11 protein-coding genes are annotated in these 15,783 nt (G+C 65.2%); 2 read left to right on the top strand and 9 right to left on the bottom strand.

Annotation, left to right across the window (positions count from 1 at the left end; genetic code table 11):
• Positions 1-2: 2 nt before the first annotated feature.
• On the bottom strand, positions 3-1,589 hold the full coding sequence (locus E4K65_RS00720; protein WP_167770417.1) for a B12-binding domain-containing radical SAM protein: 1,587 nt from the start codon (positions 1,587-1,589) through the stop codon (positions 3-5).
• A gap of 152 nt (positions 1,590-1,741) precedes the next feature.
• Positions 1,742-3,124, bottom strand: a complete 1,383-nt coding sequence (locus tag E4K65_RS00715) for an ethanolamine ammonia-lyase subunit EutB (protein ID WP_135172468.1) — start codon at positions 3,122-3,124, stop codon at positions 1,742-1,744.
• A gap of 314 nt (positions 3,125-3,438) precedes the next feature.
• Here E4K65_RS00715 and E4K65_RS00710 point away from each other — a divergent pair, with 314 nt between their 5' ends.
• Positions 3,439-5,169: a methyl-accepting chemotaxis protein gene (locus tag E4K65_RS00710; protein WP_135172467.1), complete on the top strand. Its 1,731-nt coding sequence runs from the start codon at positions 3,439-3,441 to the stop codon at positions 5,167-5,169.
• 204 nt (positions 5,170-5,373) lie between these two features.
• On the opposite strand, the gene E4K65_RS00705 is transcribed toward E4K65_RS00710, so the two are convergent.
• Positions 5,374-6,522 carry an MFS transporter gene (locus E4K65_RS00705; protein WP_135172466.1) on the bottom strand — a complete coding sequence of 383 codons (1,149 nt, stop codon included), beginning with the start codon at positions 6,520-6,522 and terminating at the stop codon, positions 5,374-5,376.
• Positions 6,523-6,546: 24 nt separating this feature from the next.
• A complete protein-coding gene (locus E4K65_RS00700; protein ID WP_135172465.1) occupies positions 6,547-7,938 on the bottom strand; it encodes an FAD-binding oxidoreductase in 1,392 nt (463 codons plus the stop codon).
• A gap of 114 nt (positions 7,939-8,052) precedes the next feature.
• On the opposite strand from E4K65_RS00700, the gene E4K65_RS00695 reads away from it, so the two are divergent.
• Positions 8,053-9,651, top strand: a complete 1,599-nt coding sequence (locus E4K65_RS00695; protein WP_135172464.1) for a winged helix-turn-helix domain-containing tetratricopeptide repeat protein — start codon at positions 8,053-8,055, stop codon at positions 9,649-9,651.
• On the opposite strand, the gene E4K65_RS00690 is transcribed toward E4K65_RS00695, so the two are convergent.
• The 5 genes from E4K65_RS00690 to E4K65_RS00670 all read right to left on the bottom strand — a co-directional run bounded on the left by E4K65_RS00690 (position 9,623) and on the right by E4K65_RS00670 (position 15,747).
• Complete coding sequence (locus tag E4K65_RS00690) at positions 9,623-10,855, bottom strand: acyl-CoA dehydrogenase family protein (RefSeq protein WP_135172463.1); 1,233 nt, start codon at positions 10,853-10,855, stop codon at positions 9,623-9,625. The two genes, E4K65_RS00695 and E4K65_RS00690, sit on opposite strands and share 29 nt — an antisense overlap.
• Before the next feature lie 228 nt (positions 10,856-11,083).
• Entirely contained in the window at positions 11,084-12,295 is a 1,212-nt protein-coding gene (locus E4K65_RS00685) for an ABC transporter substrate-binding protein (protein WP_135172462.1), read from the bottom strand.
• A gap of 119 nt (positions 12,296-12,414) precedes the next feature.
• The gene (locus tag E4K65_RS00680; RefSeq protein ID WP_167770416.1) at positions 12,415-12,990 is read right to left on the bottom strand and encodes an HdeD family acid-resistance protein; all 576 of its coding nucleotides are present in this window, start codon (positions 12,988-12,990) and stop codon (positions 12,415-12,417) included.
• Between the two features lie 258 nt (positions 12,991-13,248).
• Positions 13,249-14,772, bottom strand: a complete 1,524-nt coding sequence (locus E4K65_RS00675; protein ID WP_167770415.1) for an FAD-dependent oxidoreductase — start codon at positions 14,770-14,772, stop codon at positions 13,249-13,251.
• Between the two features lie 78 nt (positions 14,773-14,850).
• Entirely contained in the window at positions 14,851-15,747 is an 897-nt protein-coding gene (locus tag E4K65_RS00670; RefSeq protein WP_135172459.1) for an alpha/beta fold hydrolase, read from the bottom strand.
• Positions 15,748-15,783 lie beyond the last annotated feature (36 nt).

Here is a 15,783-nt window from a genome sequence, read left to right as displayed (position 1 = left end):
CGTCATTCGGCGGGAACGGAGGCCTCGCGCAGCCGCAGCGAATAGTTCGAGGCGTTCTGCTTGCCGCTGGAGGCCGCGCGCGCAAAGGTGATGAGATGGTGCGCGATCAAGGTGCACCCGATCAGCCCTTCGAGGTCGCCGCGCTTGATGCGGCCCAGCGCGAACTTCCAGAACACGCGCTTGTAGTCGCCGAGCACACCGACCTTCCAGAAGATGTTGCGCAGCATGACGAGACCGCGCCGGATGTTGGGCCAGGTCTTCATCTCGTCCGGCGTCGGCATCTTCAGGCGGTGCACATAGACGTTGTCGCATTGATACTGGAAGCGCGCGTAGACCTTCTCGGGCTCGTAGGCGACGCCCATGGCGTGCTTCCAGGACGCGACGACGTCGTCATAGGGCAGCAGGAAGTCGACATTCGAATCGCGGCCGTCGTCTTCGATCAGGCGCCCCTCGCGCTCCAGACGGTCCCACAACGGCGTCTTCGGCAGCGCCTGGAGCAGGTTGATGGTGAGCAGCGGAATCCGGGACTCCTCGACGAAGGCCAGCAACGCCTCCGAGGTGTTCGGCTTGTCGGTGTCGAGCCCCATGATGATGCCGGACACGACCTCCATGCCGTAGGAGTTGATCGTCTGCACGCCCTCGAGGATCGGGACCATCATGTTGTGGTCCTTGTGCATCGCCTTCAGCGCGTCGGGATCGGGCGTCTCGATGCCGCAGAAGATGGTGATGAAATAGGCCTCGCGCATCTTCTCAAGGATCTCTGGCCGCTTGGCGATGTTGAGCGTCGCCTCGCAGGCGAGCCGCACCACATAGCCGGTCCGCTTCTGCCATTCGATCAGATGCGGCAGCAGGTCCATCGCCGCCTTGCGGTTGCCGATGAAATTATCGTCGACGAAATAGACCGTGTCGGTCATGCCGCATTCGCGCAGACGGTCGAGCTCCGCGATGATCTGCTCCGGCGACTTGAGGCGCGGATTGCGACCGTAGAGACCGGGGATATCGCAGAACTCGCACTGATAGGGGCAACCGCTGGAATATTGGATGCTGCCGAGAAAGTATTTCTTCACGTCGGCGAGTTCGTAGGCCGGGATCGGAAATTCCGTCATCGGCACGCGGTCCTTGGTGGTGAGCACCACCTGTGCCCCGGGACGCGACGTGTCGCGCGCCAAGATCTCGATCAGCTGGTTGGTGGCGTCACCGAGCTCGCCGACATGCAGATAGTCGAACGACGGGTAGTAGTCCGGGCAGGCGCTGACGGAGGGACCGCCGAGCGCGACCGGGAGATCGAATTCATGGGCGCGGCGGCAGATGTCGTTCATCTGCTGGCGCTGGATGTGCATGCCGCTGACGAAGACCGCCTCCGCCCACGCGAACTCTTCCTTGGTCGCGCGACGGAGATTCTCATCGACGAATTTGACCTGCCACTCCTCGGGCAGATAGGCCGCGAGCAGCAAAAGCCCCTGGGGCGGCATGAAGGCGCGGACGCCGTCTGTTAGCGGGTAGGAGTGTTCGAACGTTCCGAACGACGAGGTGTACCGCGGAAACACGCACAGAATCCGCCGGGCCGTACCGTTACTTTCAGCTCGCATCAAAGCTCCCCCGCCACGCTCGACATAGCTGCGGAAATTGCCAGCCAGACACACACCGTAATGCTGTCGCCGGAATTTCTCAATATTGTGGCATGAGCTTAATTCCGAGAGGGACCAATGGTTTCCTCAAGCCGCCGGGTGCTCCCGCCGCGTCACGCGATCAGCCGCGAGGCAAAATCGGGAAGCAGGCCTGCGTCGCCGGCAAGACGGAAATCGGCGCCCGCGATCCCCGACTGCACCAGCCAGTCGTCGAATTCCGGCGCGCGGCGCAGGCCGAAGACGTCGCGGACGTAGAGCGCGTCGTGAAAAGACGTCGACTGGTAGTTCAGCATGACGTCGTCGGCCCCGGGGACACCCATGATGAAGGTGACGCCGGCGGCCGCCAGCAGCGTCAGGAGATTATCCATGTCGTCCTGGTCCGCCTCGGCGTGGTTGGTATAGCAGATGTCGATGCCGAGCGGCAGGCCGAGCAGCTTGCCGCAAAAGTGATCCTCCAGCCCGGCGCGGATGATTTCCTTGCCGTCGTAGAGATATTCCGGGCCGATGAAGCCGACCACGCTGTTAACCAGGAGCGGGGCATAGGCGCGCGCGACCGCATAGGCGCGCGCCTCGCAGGTCTGCTGGTCGACGCCGTGATGGGCATTGGCGGACAGCGCGGAGCCCTGGCCGGTCTCGAAATACATCACGTTCTGCCCGACCGTGCCGCGCCGTTGCGCCAGCCCGGCCTCCTGCGCTTCCCGGAGCAAGGCGAGGTCGATGCCGAAGCTGCGATTGGCGGCCTCGGTGCCGGCGACCGACTGGAAGACCAGGTCGACCGGCACGCCCTGCCCGATCAGCGACAGCGTCGTCGTGACATGGGTCAGCACGCAGCCTTGCGTCGGGATCTTCAGCCGCGCGATGATCTCGTCGAGCAGCCGCAGCAATTGGGCGATGACGGCCGGATCGTCGCTGGCGGGATTGATGCCGATGCAGGCATCGCCGGCACCGAGCAGGATGCCGTCGAGGATCGAGGCGGTGATGCCCCTGGCGTCGTCGAACGGATGGTTGGGCTGGAGCCGCGTGCTCATCCGCCCCTTCAGCCCGATGGTGTTGCGGAAGGCGGTGGTGACCTCGCATTTCCGCGCCGCCAGGATCAAGTCCTGGTTGCGCATCAGTTTCGAGACCGCGGCCGCCATTTCCGGTGTGATGCCGGGGGCGAGCTTGCGCAGGATCTCGGGCGTCGCTGCGTCCGACAGCAGCCAGTCGCGGAAGGCGCCAACCGTGAGCGCAGCCACCGGCGCAAAGGCCCTTGCGTCATGGCTGTCGATGACGAGGCGGGTGACCTCGTCGGTCTCGTAGGGGATGAGGGCTTCCTGCAGGAATTGACCGAGCGGGACATCCGCGAGCGCCATCCGCGCCGCGATCATCTGCTCGGCGCTGGCAGCGGCAATTCCGGCCAGCCGGTCGCCGGAGCGCGGCGGCGTCGCCTTGGCGAGCAGGTCGCGCAGATCCGGGAAGGCATAGGTCGTGGCGTCGATTGTATGGCGGTAGACCAAGGTCCCCTCCGGGGTTCGTCGGCCAACGGCCGACTCCAGACCGATCTCAAGGGCGGCCCGGCGTCAGGAATACGCGCCTGGCGGCCGGCGCGCACGCCGATGTTTCGGGCATGCCGGGCGATCCCCGGGCCGATCTGCCGGAAACCGACAAGGCCGCTCCAAATCACTGAGATATCTCACATTCCTTCAATCCGGAGCAAGCGCTCCCGCGCCGGGCGTTAACGCCGCGTCCATCTTCGTTCCGCATAGTTTTGCATAGATTCTACACAACCGCGCTCACCGGCCGCTTCAGGCCATTCGGGCCCCTGAAAACCATGACCATCGACCAATCTGGGAATGCCGCCGGCCTCGCCGGCCGCTTCACGCTTGCAACCAAGCTCTATGCGATCTTCGCGCTGTTCGCGCTGCTCACGGCGGCGATCGCGATGCTGTCCGACTACAACAGCCGCCGCAGTGCCGACCTGACCAGCGCGATCGAGACGGCGAATGCGGCCGCGCTGAACGTCGAGCGCGTCAACTCGCTGGTCTACGCGGTGGTGATGGAATCGCGCGGCGTCTACATGTCGACGGAGCCTGCCGTCGTGAAGAAATACGGCGAGGGCCTGCTCAAGTTCAACGCGCAGATCCTCGACGTCGTGAAGCGCTGGGAAACCATCGTCAGGGACGACGATGCCGAGCAGTTCGCCACCTTCAGGAAGCGCATCGAGCAGTTCGTCGAGTTCCGTAAGGAGCTGGTACGCCGCGGCATCGAGATCAATGCGGCCGCGGGCCGCGAATGGGGCGACAACGACGCCAACCGCGCCGTGCGCTCGGCGCTGAACAAGGATCTCGAGGCGCTGTCCAAGGTCTATGCCGAGCGCGCCAAGCAGATCGCCCAGCAGACCGAGACCAACCGCACCCTGTCCTTCCTCCTGACCTGCCTTGCCGGTGTGGCACTGGCGCTCGTCGTGATCGGCATCGTCATCATCGCCCGCTCGATCGCCCGGCCGCTCGCCTCGATCACCGCCACCATCAAGCAGGTCGCCGATGGCGCCGAGAACGTCGTGGTGCCGTACGGCCACCGCGCCGACGAGATCGGCGGGCTGGCCCGCGCGATCCAGATCTTCCAGGACGCGATGGGGCGCAACCGCAAACTCGCATCGCAGGTCTCGCAGGATTCCGCCGCGCGCGAGCAGCGCGCCCGCCATATCGAGCAATCCGTCGAGGAGTTTCGCGACGCGATCGGCGCGATCATGCGCGGCCTCAGCGACAACGCCTCTGTCATGCGCGAGACCGCGCAGACCATCACGCGCGTCACCGCGGATGCGAGCAACCGCGCCGGGATGGCGGCAAACGCCAGCGAGCAGGCCTCGCACAACGTCACGGCGGTCGCAGGCGCCGCCGAGGAGCTGTCGGCCTCCGTCGAAGAGATCGGCCGGCAGGTCCGGCAGAGCGCCGGTGCGGTCGAGCAGACCGGCCAGCGCACCGAGAAATCGATCTCCGAGATCGAGAGCCTTGCGGCTGCCACCCAGCGCATCGACGGCGTGCTCAACCTGATCCAGGCGATCGCCGAGCAGACCAACCTGCTCGCGCTCAACGCCACCATCGAGGCCGCGCGCGCCGGCGATGCCGGCCGCGGCTTTGCCGTCGTCGCGCATGAAGTGAAGGCGCTCGCAGGCCAGACCGCCAAGGCCACCGCCGAGATCGGCGAGAACGTCTCCATGATCCAGGCCTCCACCCGCAACGCGGTCGACGCCGTGCGCGAGATCGGCGGCGCGGTGCGCGAGATCAACGAGGTCACCTCGGCGATTGCCGGCGCCGTCGGCCAGCAGGACCAGGCCACGCGCGAGATCTCCTCCAACGCGCAATCGGCTGCCCAGGGCAACGAGACGCTGGTCGCCAACATCACATCGCTGCGCGACGCCATCGGCGAGACCGATACGGCGGCATCCTCCGTGCTGACGGCGGCGAGCAGCCTGACGGCGACCGCCGAGACGTTGTCGCGCGAGGTGGAGAAGTTCTTCCAGAACTTGCGGTCGGATGCCCGCGCCGCCAAGGCGGGATAGCAGCGGTGTCGCTGCCGTGAAGACGGCGGCGGGCCCACCCCAGTCAAAAACGCGAAAACAACCCCATGCACAGTAGCCGGGGACAGTCTTTTCAATAGCCTGGCCGACAGCGCCACACCTTGCGGATTTTACGAAGTCGATTTGATTCGTCGGGCAAAACACCGGCATGATGTCGTCATGGCGGCGATGCGGACGGACAAGCGGTCAGCGGGCAACGATACGGCGGAACAGCCAGAGGACAACCGGACAGGCCAGGAGCACGACGGCGCCGAAGTCGAGCGCGGCGCGCGCCGAGCCGGCCGACGTGGAGAGCCTTCCTCCGATCGCAGGTCCCGCCAGCATGCCGGCGTAGTAGACGGTGTAGAACAGTCCCATTCCGATCGGCCGCATCTTCTGATCAAGCACACGCGCAGGCAAGCTCATGATCGCACCGGCGGGCAGGCCACAGACGATTCCAAGTGCGACGACGGTGGGAATCACCGTGCTGCTCCGCGACAGGAGAAGTGTCAGCAGGGCGAACGAGATGCAGCCCGTCACGAGGATGGCATCGCCGCGCTTGGTCCGATCGGCGAGGAAGCCGCCGAACGGAACCGAAAGGGCGGCGAGCCAGAGCACGATACTGATGGTTGATCCGGCTGCTGCACCCGACCAGCCATGCTCGACGAGCATCGACGGGCCGAAACTGAAGATCATCGCGAAACCGATGTTGTAGAGGCACCAGATCAGGCCGGCGGCAATCACGGCGCGGATCGTGTCGGCGGTCAGGCTGACGCGCTCGCCTTCAACCGCGGCGGTCGCATCTGGCGCGCGATAGAGCGAAGCGATGAGGCATAGGCCGATCAGGATCACCCCTGCGACGGCGAGATTGACGGCATGGAGCCCGAACGTGGCTCCGACTGCCGGCAACAGCATGAGGGCAACTGCGATACCAGCCGGCCATGAGTTGATGAAGATGGCCATCGCGGTGGCGATTTCCCGACCGGAAAACCAGTCCGCGACCATCTTGGTCATCAGAACGTTCAGGAGAACGCCGCCGATGCCGGCCGTCAGCCGGCCCGCGATCTGCGTGCTCCATGACGATGACGTGGTCATCAGGAGTTCGCCTGCCAGCATCAGCAGGAGCCCGGCAAGGACCGTCACCTTGTCGCCATAGCGGCGGCCGATCGCGCCGCCGGGCAGCGCGAGCGCAGCGCCCGGCGCAAAATATAGCCCGATCAGGACGCCGATATCGGCCAGACTCGCGCCCAGGCTCTGGCTGAGCTGCGGCGCGACCGCCGCAATGCTCTGAAACTGGAAAGCAATGGCGGCACGCGCCACGAACAGGGCGGCAAGAATGGTCCAGCGGCTTCGCATTTGGATCTTCCCCGATGCCGTGAACTATGTCGCCGGCCGGATATTCTGATTCAGACGGAAGAGATTGGTCGGATCATATCTGGTTTTGAGCGCGGCCAACCGCGCATAGTTCTCGCCATAGGCGTCCCGGACACGATCCTCGCCCTCCTCACCGAGATTGTTGGCGTAGACGCCGCCGGTCGAATAGGGCCTGACGGCGCTCCACAGCTCGCGCGCCCAACGCGTGTTGGCGTCGTCGTCGGCCGGATCGTCCCAGATCGCGACCGGAAAGCAGTCGAACGCCGCATCGCGGTTTGCGTAAGGCGAGTCGGGCGTTGGAACCCGCGCGATTGCGCCGCCGACGTGCTGGAAAACCAGCAACGACGAGGTGTTGGGCGCCTTCGCATAGGCGTCGAGCAGCGCGTCGATCGCGCCCGCACCGATCTCGCGCAGGAACTGCGCCTTCCAGTAGTAGCGCCGTCCGCGCGGAAACAGGGCATCGCCTCCCGACTGAATCTCGAGATAAGGGACAGTTGCGAGGCGGGTCTCGACGGGCGAGCCGAACCTGACGATCGGTGAAAGGGCTCGCTCACCGTCATGATGCGAGCCGACATAGCATCCGGTGATGCTGAAGAACCGTTCGCCGGACGGCAGCGTGACCAGGGCCGCATCGACATCCGCCTCGTCAGGAGCGCGGCGGGCGAATTCATCGTAGAAGCGCATGGCCTCGCGCGCCCCGTCATATCGATGCAGTGCTGATGCGACGAGCAGCGAGGTGCCGATGGCATGAAGCCGATATTCGAATGCGGTCACGATGCCAAAATTGCCGCCGCCACCCCGAAGGCCCCAGAAGAGATCAGGGTGTTCGGTCGCACTCGCCCTCAGGATCTTTCCCTCGGCTGTCACCACTTCGGCGGCAATCAGGTTGTCGCAGGTCAGTCCGTATTTGCGTCCGAGCTTGCCAAAGCCGCCGCCAAGCGTGAGCCCGGCGATACCGGTATCGCTGTTGACACCCATGGTGGTCGCCAGGCCATGCTCCTGTGTCGCCCTGTCGAACTCGCCGAGATTGAGGCCGGCCTCCGCGCGGGCGATCCGGCGGACCGGATCGACCTCGATCTGCTTCATCTGCGACAGGTCGATGACCATGCCGCCGTCGCAGACCGACAGGCCGGCGACATTGTGGCCGCCGCTGCGGACCGCGATGCAGATGTCACGAGATCTTGCGAACGCGACAGCGCGAGCGACGTCCTCGGCACCGGCACAATAGGCGATCATGGCCGGCCGCTTGTCGATGGCGCCATTCCAGACCTTGCGCGCCTCGTCGTAACCGGCGCTCCCCGCGAGGACCACATTGCCCTTGAGCCGTAGCTGCGGGGCGGACCGCGGTTCGGCGTTCGATTTGCCCATCACGTCGTCGTATGGCTGCCGCTGCTCCATCCGATTTGCTCCTCGCCACGAATGCCCAGGCCATCTTCTCACGGAGCGCCGGATCGCTTCCTGAATCCGATCGGAAAAAGTTGCAAATTTCGCCGAAAATGGTGTCTCTAGGCCATGGCGACGATCTACGAGTTTGGTCCGTTTCGTCTCGAGACAGACGCTGACACGCTGTTTCGCGGAGCCGAGCCGGTCGCTCTCGGAGGGCGGGCGGTCGCGCTGCTCCGGCTGTTTCTGGAAAAAGCGGGCAAGCCGGTTGCCAAGGACGCCTTGATGGAGGCGGCCTGGCCGGGGCTGGCGATCGAGGAAAGCAATCTGACCGTACAGATCGCCGCTCTGCGCCGGACGTTTGCCGCCGTCGAAGGCGGCAGCACCTGGATCGAGACGCTGCCGCGCCGCGGTTACCGCTATGTCGGCCCGCCGGCCGCCACCTTGCCCGATGACAGCCGGCAAACGTGGCTCCCGTCCGCAAGCTCCGACAAGCCATCGATCGCCGTGCTGCCGTTTGCCAACTTGAGCGGCGATTCCGCGCAGGACTACTTCTCCGACGGGATCACGGAAGACGTCATTGCGGAATTGTCGCGTTTCCGGTCGCTTTTCGTCGTGGCCCGCCATTCCAGCTTCGCTTACCGGGCCAGCTCGTCTGACATCAGAGAGGTCGGCCGCCAGCTCGGCGTGCGATATGTGGTGGAAGGGAGCGCACGCCGGATTGGGAAACGCGTACGGGTGACCGTCAAGCTTCTGGATGCCGCGAGCGGCTTCACCCTTTGGACGGAGCGCTACGACCGCGAGATCGAAGACATCTTCGCCATCCAGGACGAAATCGTAGGCAAGATCGTTGCGGCGCTGCCCGGCCGGCTCGAGGACGCGGGCCGCGAGATCGCGAGAGGCAAGCCGACCCCGAACATCACGGCCTACGATCTCGTCCTGTTGGGAAACGAGAAATGGCGTCAATTGACCGTCAGGAGCATGGACGAGGCGGAAGGCTACTTCAGGAAGGCTGCGGGGCTCGATCCAGCCTATGCGCGCGCTCGCGCCAATATAGCCTGGACGATCGTCTGCGCTGCGTTTCTGGAATCACCCGCCGCCCCTCCACTGGAGGATGGTCGCCGCGAGATCGAGATCGCCCTCGATCTTGACGAGAACGACGCCTGGTCGCACGGCGTCTTCGCACAACTTCTTTTCCTGCAAAACCGCGATCACGAGGCCGAAACTCATTTCAAACGCGCTCTGGCGCTCAATCCGAACGACGCCGATGTCGCCGCCGCTTTTGCAAATATTCTGGTCTACTGGGGGCGCTGGCAGGACGCGCTTGCCTGGATCAAATCGGCCAAACGGCTAAATCCATTTCCACCCAATATATACCATTGGTACCACGCGCTGGCGCTCTATTCCGCGCGCGAATACGAACAGGCGATCCAAGTTCTCAGGGAAGCGCGATCGAGCGACCGCTGGTCGCACGCGCTGCTTGCGGCATGCTACGCGCAAACCGATCGACTGACGGAAGCGAATTTCGAGGCGCGCGCATTCATTCGAGAGAGATGTCTCGAATTGAGCGAGAACGGCGGAGCTCCGCCCCGCAACACGCTCGACCTCGCCCGGACGCGCGCCAACAGGTATAGAGACCCCGTCGACCGGGATCATTTCCTCGACGGACTTCGCAAAGCCGGCCTCGAGGACAACAGCCCTACCCCGCCATCACCCCGCCCCGCCTGATCAGCTCCTTGCCGACAGCGGCCAGATGCACCTGGTCGGGACCGTCGCCGATGCGGATGAAGCGGGCGTAGACGTAGGCACGCGCCAGGAACGTGTCCTGCGAGACGCCGGCGGCGCCGTGGATCTGGATGGCGCGGTCGATGACGCGGGCGGCCATGCTCGGCACCACGATCTTGGCCGCGGCGATCAGGTCGCGCGCGGCCTTGTTGCCTTCGCGGTCCATCCTGTCGGCGGCTTGCAGCGTCAAGAGCCGCGCCTGCGCGATCTCGCAGAAGGAGTTTGCGATGTCCTCGCGCACCGAGCCCTGCTCGGCGAGCGGCTTGCCGAAGGCTGTGCGCGACACCGCGCGCTGGCACATCAATTCCAGCGCACGCTGGGCGCAGCCGATCAGCCGCATGCAATGGTGGATACGGCCGGGACCGAGCCGGCCTTGCGCGATCTCGAAGCCGCGGCCCTCGCCGAGCAGGATGTTCTCGGCGGGCACGCGGACGTTCTCGTAGACGATCTCGGGGTGGCCGACCGGCGCGTCGTCATAGCCGTAAGTGAGCATGTCGCGCACGATGCGCACGCCGGGCGTCGCCCTCGGCACCAGGATCATGGATTGCTGGCGATGGCGGTCGGGATGGTCGGGCGCGGTCTTGCCCATCACGATCAGGATCTCGCAATCCTCGTTCATTGCGCCTGACGTGAACCATTTGCGGCCGTTGATGACGTAGTCGCCGCCGTCGCGCTTGATCTCGCACTGGATGTTGGTGGCATCGCTGGAGGCGACCTGTGGCTCCGTCATCGAGAAGCCGGAGCGGATGCGCCCCTCCAGCAGCGGCTTCAGCCAGCGCTCCTGCTGCGCCGGCGTGCCGTAGTTCGCCAGCACCTCCATGTTGCCGACATCGGGCGCCGAGCAGTTGAAGACCTCGGGCGCCCAGAGGATGCGGCCCATAATCTCCTTCACGGGGGCGTATTCGAGGTTGGTGAGGCTTGAACTGGTAGGATCTGGGCCGTGCTCACCTGACAGAAACAGGTTCCAGAGCCCCTGCTCCCGCGCCAGCCGCTTCAGGTCCTGGAGGACCTGCGGCGTCTTGTAGCGCACGGCCTCGGGCTTGACCTGCTCGTAATAGAGCTCCTCGACCGGCTCGACATGCGTCCGCATGAACTGGCGGACGCGCTCCTGGAGCTCCAGCGAACGTGCGGAGTGTTGAAAGTCCATTGGTGGTCTCCTGTTCGCCGAGCGTGATCGGCCCTGGCCTTCCGCCATAGGTGGAGCGCACGCCTCGCCCTTCGAGACGACCGCTGTGCGGTCTCCTCAGGGTGAGGCTAAGCGGCATTCGCGCCTGTCGAACCTGCCGCCGCGCACTCCGCCCTCATCCTGAGGAGCCCGCGAAAGCGGGCGTCTCGAAGGATGCGCCGTCATCAACCGCGATAGCCGCCCACTGCCTCACGTCCCGCGCAACAGCTCGCTTGCGACGACCCAGTCGTTGCCGTCGAACTGGAGCATATAGCCGTCCTTGATGGGGCGGAAATCCTGCGGCGTGGTGTTGAGCGTGATGCCGGGCATCAAGAGCGACAGCGGCACGTTCTTCAAGTTGGCCGCCTGCGCCATGATGTTCTCGCGCGTCAGATTGTCCTTGCACTGCTTGAGCAGGACCACCAGGGCCTCGGCGACGGTGTAGCCGTAGAGACCCGCGACATTGTTGACGTCGGCATTGGGCAGGCGCTTCTTCATGAAGTCGATATAGGCCGTCATCGCCGGATCGTCCTTGGGCTGCTCGACGAACGGCTTGAGCGAGCCGAGCGACAGCACGCCCTTGCCGGCATCGAGGCCGGCCGGCACCATCACGGTGGCCTTGTTGGCGCAGCCGCTGGCGATGAAGCGCTGCGGCTGCCAGCCGACCTCGTGCGCCTTCCGGACCGCCTGCGCGCAGGCGCGCGGCGTCACCGAATAGATCAGGAAGACATCGGCCTTGGTGTTGGCGAGCGTCAGCACCTGGGAATCGACGGTCGGATCGGCGACCTCGAAGCTCGAGGCCATCGCGATCGCCTTGTCGGCGTCGGCGCCGAGCGCTTCCTTGACGCCGCGCAGATATTCCTTGCCGGCGTCGTCGTTCTGATAGAGCACGGCGAACCGCGCATTCGGGTTCTTGGCGCGGGCATAGGCGACGTCGATCGCGGCCTCGCTGGTGTAGTTCGGCGCCCAGGGCAGCGCCATCGACCACGGCATGTTGACGGGATCGTTCCACTTCGAGGCCGAGCTGATCAGAAAGAGCTGCGGCACCTTGTTGCTGTTGAGATATTTAGCGATCGCCGAGCTCGGCGCGGTGCCCATGGTGGCGAAGATGAAGGCGACGCCGTCGCTCTCGACCAGCCGCCGCGCCGCCTCCATGGTCTTGGGCGGCGAGAACGCATCGTCCAGCGAGATCAGATTGAGCTTGCGGCCGTTGACGCCGCCCTTGTCGTTGACCTCGTCGAAATAGGCCGCGATGACCTTGCCGGTGATGCTGAGCGGCGAAGCCGGCCCGCTATAGGGCATGGTGTTGCCGATCTTGATCTCGGTGTCGCTGACACCAGGGCCGTAGGATTTTTGCGCGGAAGCGGGCGTGGACAGGCAGGCGGCAGCCAATGCTGCGGCCAGGGCCAAAGCGGCTTTCATGGTTTCTCCCGGATGATTATCGTCGCGCGACCCCGTCAGGCGAGCGCGCGGCGCGCTGCTTTTTGTCAGCGCGTCAGATCAGCGGAGTTCCGCGACACGGTCTTGCGTCGAGTTGCTGGTTAGCCGCGCCGCCGCAGGCTGAAGCCCAGACTGACCCAGCCGGCACCTGCCATGATCAGGTCGATGCCGAGAAACAGGCCCAGGATATAGACGCTGTTGACCGGCCAGCGCGCCAGGATCAACAATCCGAGCAGCAGCGTAATCACGGCCGAGAGCGCGACCCACACCCACGGGCTTTCGCGCTTCATGCTGAAGGCGAGAAACAGCCTGACGGCGCCGGAGGCAAGCAGCGAGGCGCCGAGGAACAGGGTCAACAACGCTGCAGCAAACAGCGGATTCTCGAAGGTCAGGAAGCCTGCGACGACGTAGAGCACGCCGAGCAGAGCCCAGATCAGGAACTTGCCCCAGCTCTTCATCTGGAACGCCCCGATGATTTCGGTGATCCCGGCGACGATCATCATCGCACCGACCACGATCACGCTCGCCACCGTCGCCATCACCATGCTGCCGAGCGCGACGAAGCCGGCGATGAGATAGACGACACCGAGCGCGACGATCCATCCCCATTTGGCATGCAGCGCGGTGATGCCCGAGCCGAGGCTGGGATGGTGCGAGGTATCCGAAGCACTTGTCATGGCGGTCACTCCTGCATGCGAAGCCCGCGGCCACACGCCAGAATAGCACGCACCGCACCCGGACAACAGCCAGCAAAGCAGCCCTCACCGGCAGCAACATTGACGCAAATCAAGATCGAATGTGACGCTTCAGTCCGGAATGCTGAAATAGAACGCCGAAAAGTGCGAGGGAAGCCGCCCGGTCGTCCCGGCTTCTCGCCGGCGACAGTCCGCCAGGTGAATTGGCTCGCCGGGGTACCGCCAAGCGACGGCAGGGGCTCACGCGCCCTGCCGCTCCATGTCGAGCTCGGCTTTGAGACTGTCGAGATCGCGGTAAATCGAGGCGACCGCAAGCACGCGGCCGCCCTTGCGGTACTTTAGCAGACAGTCCTTGCCTGCAATGCTGCCCTCGATCGCGATGTCGTCAAAACTCTCGGCGTGGCCGACATAGTTGATCGGCACATCGTAATGTTGGCTCCAGAAGAACGGCACGGCATCGAAGCGTTCGCGCCGGCCCAGCATGTTGCGCGCCGCGGTCTGGCCCTGCCGCTCCGCCACCACCCAGTGCTCGACGCGGATGGTTTGCCGCGAATGCGGATCGGGCCAGCGTGCGATGTCGCCAGCCGCAAAGATGCCGGCGATGCTGGTTTCGAGATATTCGCTCACGCTGACACCGCGATCCGCCGCAAGCCCCGCCTTCTCGGCCAGCGCAAGGCGCGGCTTGACGCCGATGCCGACCACGACGAGGTCGGCCTCGATGACGCCGCCGCTCTTCAGCGTCGCGCGCGTACCGTCGAGCCTCTCCACAGTGTCCCCGAGATGGAAGTTGACGCCATTCTCTTCATGGAGCGCGCGAACGAAATCGCCCATCTCCGGTCCGAGCACGCGCTGCATCGGCCGCTCCTCTGGAGCGACCACATGGACCTCCAGCTTGCGTGCCCGCAACGAGGCCGCGACTTCGAGGCCAATGAAGCTGGCGCCGATCACCAGCACGCGCCTCGCGCTGCCCGTGGCCTTGATGATGGCACGGCTGTCGGCGACGGACCGCAAGGTGTGGACATGGGGCTGGTCGGCGCCCGGAATCTGCAATTTGACCGGCTCGGCGCCGGTCGCGAGCAGCAGCCGGTCGAACGGCAGTCTGTCGCCATTGCCCAGCGTGACGCTGCGCGTCTTCGCATCGATCGCGGAGACATTCGTGTTCAGCCTGAGATCGATGCCGGCGTCCTGATAATAGTCCTCGCCCCGCAGCGGCAGCCAATCCTCCGGTGCGTTGCCGGCGAGATAGTCCTTGGAGAGGTTCGGCCGGTCGACCGGCATGGCGCCATCATTGCTGAGCATGGTGATGGCGCCGGCAAAGCCCTCGCGCCGGAGCATCTCGGCCGCCGCAAAGCCGGCCGCACCGCCGCCGACGATGACGAATTTCTCGGGTGCCGGCGCGCTGCGGTGCGTCGCCGGCGGCTTCGGTGCCTCACGCTTGCTCTGAACGATGATCCTGTCCTGGTCCCGCGTCACCTCCCATACCGCCAGCGCGTTGAGGGCGGGCGGGCGCGTCGCCTCGCCTGATCGCAGGGAGAAGCAGGCGTGATGCCAGGGACAGCGGATGGTGTCGTCCACCACCAGGCCTTCGGCGAGCGGGCCGTGATAATGGCTGCAGGTGGGCTCGATCGCAAAGACCTCGCCGCCCGCCTGGACCAGCAGCACATCTTCCTCGCCGACATGGCCGAGCAGCTTGCCGTCCTTGAATGCGGTGAGGGCCACGCCTTTGGTCAGATCCGGTCCGCTCGGCTTGCTTTCCTCGCTCATGGTCATCTCCCTCGCAGCTCAACGCGCAGCTCGGGATTGGACGGCGGGACCGGCGAAAAGTTCCTGCGATCGCGAAATTCAGGACCCGGCAGCGGCCTTGCGAACATCGGCTACGGCCTGCGCCCATTCGGCCGGCCGCTCCTGCGGCAGGTTATGACCGGCGCCTGCGAACACGCGCCGCTCGAAAAAGCCCTCGAACTTGCGCGCGTGATGGGCGGTGCCGGAATCGACGCCGTCGCTGTCGCCGTCGATTGCGATCGTCGGGACGCGGATCGGCGGCTGTGCCGCAAGCCTTTCCTCGGTCCCGGCATAGGCGGGATCGCCTGCGACCAGCGCGTAGCGGTGGCGGTAGGAGTGAATCACGACATCGACGAAGTCGGGATTGTCGAACGAGATCGCGCTCCGCTCGAACGTCGCATCGTCAAAGGCCCATGTCGGCGACCACATCGACCAGAGCTGGCGGGCGAAGCCGCGCCGGTTGCGCTCCAGCGCGCGGCGGCCGCGCTCGTTGTGGAAGAGATATTGATACCAGAGCGCCGCCTCATGCGCCGGGGCGCCCGGCTCCATGGAGCGGGCGATGTCCTGGATGTTGTAGGAATTGCCGGAGACGAGCCCGACAACGCGCGCGGGGTACAGCGCCGCAACCACGCAGGCCGCGCGGCCGCCCCAGTCATAGCCGCCGACGACCGCACGTTCGATGCGAAGCGCGTCCATGAAGGCCAGCAGGTCGGCGCCCAGCGCCGCCTGCTCGCCGGAGCGCAGCGTTTCCGGGAAACGAAACCGCGTCGGCCCGTAGCCGCGCAGCCAGGGTACCAGCACCCGCGCGCCGGCCTGCGCGATGATCGGCGCAGTCTCGGCATAGGCGTTCACGTCGTAGGGGAAGCCGTGGCCCATGATGCAGGGCCAGCCATCAGGTGTGCCGTATTCGAGATAGGCGATGTCGAGGACATCCGTGGTGATGGTTTTTTGTTGCATGATTTTCTCACGGACTTGCGAGGTCGTAGCCCTGAT

Source organism: Bradyrhizobium niftali (assembly GCF_004571025.1).
GTDB classification, from domain to species: domain Bacteria; phylum Pseudomonadota; class Alphaproteobacteria; order Rhizobiales; family Xanthobacteraceae; genus Bradyrhizobium; species Bradyrhizobium niftali.
This window is presented reverse-complemented; position numbering and strand designations above follow the sequence as displayed.

What these genes read in the sequence shown, in the direction of transcription:
- E4K65_RS00685 (WP_135172462.1), bottom strand. Translation starts at nt 12,295, where the DNA reads ATGAAAGCCGCTTTGGCCCTGGCCGCAGCATTGGCTGCCGCCTGCCTG.
- E4K65_RS00670 (WP_135172459.1), bottom strand. Translation starts at nt 15,747, where the DNA reads ATGCAACAAAAAACCATCACCACGGATGTCCTCGACATCGCCTATCTC.
- E4K65_RS00700 (WP_135172465.1), bottom strand. Translation starts at nt 7,938, where the DNA reads ATGGAGCAGCGGCAGCCATACGACGACGTGATGGGCAAATCGAACGCC.
- E4K65_RS00680 (WP_167770416.1), bottom strand. Translation starts at nt 12,990, where the DNA reads ATGACAAGTGCTTCGGATACCTCGCACCATCCCAGCCTCGGCTCGGGC.
- E4K65_RS00710 (WP_135172467.1), top strand. Translation starts at nt 3,439, where the DNA reads ATGACCATCGACCAATCTGGGAATGCCGCCGGCCTCGCCGGCCGCTTC.
- E4K65_RS00705 (WP_135172466.1), bottom strand. Translation starts at nt 6,522, where the DNA reads ATGCGAAGCCGCTGGACCATTCTTGCCGCCCTGTTCGTGGCGCGTGCC.
- E4K65_RS00695 (WP_135172464.1), top strand. Translation starts at nt 8,053, where the DNA reads ATGGCGACGATCTACGAGTTTGGTCCGTTTCGTCTCGAGACAGACGCT.
- E4K65_RS00675 (WP_167770415.1), bottom strand. Translation starts at nt 14,772, where the DNA reads ATGAGCGAGGAAAGCAAGCCGAGCGGACCGGATCTGACCAAAGGCGTG.
- E4K65_RS00690 (WP_135172463.1), bottom strand. Translation starts at nt 10,855, where the DNA reads ATGGACTTTCAACACTCCGCACGTTCGCTGGAGCTCCAGGAGCGCGTC.
- E4K65_RS00720 (WP_167770417.1), bottom strand. Translation starts at nt 1,589, where the DNA reads ATGCGAGCTGAAAGTAACGGTACGGCCCGGCGGATTCTGTGCGTGTTT.